This window comes from Streptomyces sp. PT12, assembly GCF_003311645.1.
Taxonomy (GTDB): Bacteria; Actinomycetota; Actinomycetes; order Streptomycetales; family Streptomycetaceae; genus Streptomyces.
On the sequence record NZ_QEST01000021.1, the window covers coordinates 1 to 1,670 of the forward strand.

1 protein-coding gene is annotated in these 1,670 nt (G+C 69.6%); it reads left to right on the top strand.

All coding sequences use genetic code 11. The annotated features are described in order from the left end of the window. Positions 1–1,670 (top strand): polyketide synthase dehydratase domain-containing protein (locus DEH69_RS02560; RefSeq protein ID WP_181727220.1); only part of this gene is annotated, 1,670 nt, incomplete at both ends.

Here is a 1,670-nt window from a genome sequence, read left to right on the forward strand (position 1 = left end):
CTTGCCGACGAGGGGCACTCCACGTTCATCGAGGTCAGCACCCACCCCGTCCTGACCCACAGCATCCAGGACGCCACCCCCGACGCCACCGTCACCGGGACGCTGCGCCGCGACGAGGGCGGGTACCGGCGCCTCCTCGCCTCCCTGGCCACCCTCCACACCCACGGCAGGCCCCTCGACTGGCGCGTGCCCCACACCCCCACCCGGGCCGACCTGCCCACCTACCCCTTCCAACACCAGCGCTACTGGCTGGAGCAGACGTCCTCCGCCACGGATGTCTCCACCGTCGGGCTCACCGCCACGGACCACCCCCTCCTCGGCGCCATCGTGCCCGTCGCCACCGAGGACAGCGTGATCCTCACCGGGCGGCTCTCCCTCCGCACCCACCCATGGCTGGCGGATCACGCGGTGTTCGGCACGGTTCTCCTCCCGGGTGCCGCTCTCGTCGAGCTCGCCATCCGGGCCGGGGACGAGGCCAGGGCGGGGACGCTGGACGAGCTGGTCATTCACGCGCCGTTGACCCTGCACGACCACAACGCCCTCTACCTCCAGGCCACCGTCGACGCCCCCGATGAGACGGGTCGTCGTCCGGTGGCCATTCACTCCAGGGCCGCCGATGCGGATTCCCAGGCCGCGTGGACTCTGCATGCCAGTGGCCATCTCGCCGTCGAGCCCGTCGAGGCCGAGGGTTTCGCGTTCGCTCAGTGGCCGCCTGCCGGTGCGATTCCGGTTGATCTGGATCGCTTCTACTCGCGCCAGTTCGAGGCGGGTTATGAGTACGGTCCGACCTTCCAGGGCCTGCGCCGGGCCTGGAGCCGCGACGGCGAAGTCTTCGCCGAGATCGCCCTCCCCGAGGAGGAGAGCGGTACGGCGCAGCTCTTCGGCCTGCACCCCGCCCTGCTCGATGCGGCGCTTCAGACCACGCATCTCAGTCCGGCCGCTAGGACGGATCACGCGCAGGGCGAGATCCCGCTGCCGTTCGCCTGGAACGGGGTCAGCCTGCACGCCACCGGGGCCGCGGCGCTCCGGGTGCGGACCACCGTCACCGAGAACGGGGGTGTGTCCCTGCGCCTGGCCGACCAGGCGGGCCAGCCGGTCGCCTCGGTGGCGGAGCTGGTGTCCCGGCCCATCGCCGTTGAACAACTGCGCACCGCGCGATCTTCCGTGGGGGAGTCGTTGTTCCGGGTGGAATGGGTCCCGCTTACCCCGAGGGAGACCGCCGTCGAGATTCCCGAGGGTGTTGAACTGCTCAATCTCACCGGGGTGAGCGGTGATGTGCGTGATCTGACGGGGCGTGTGCTGCGGGTTGTTCAGGAGTATCTGGCGGATGAGGACCGTCCGGATGGCGCGCGCCTGGCGGTTCTTACGCGTGGTGCCGTGGCTGCCGTTTCGTCCGTCGAGGTGACCAGTCCTGCGGCTGCTGCCGTCTGGGGCCTCATCCGTTCCGCGCAGGCTGAGCATCCTGGCTGTCTGGTGCTGGTCGATCTTGATGATGAGTCTTCCAGTCGTGCTGCTCTTGCTACGGCGCTCAGTGCGGGTGAGCCGCAAGTGGCGGTGCGCAGCGGTGGGTTGACGGTGCCGCGTGTGGTGAGGGTTGGTTCGCCGGGGGTGGGTTCTCGTCGGTTGGATCCGGAGGGGACGGTGTTGATCAGTGGGGCGGGGATGATCAG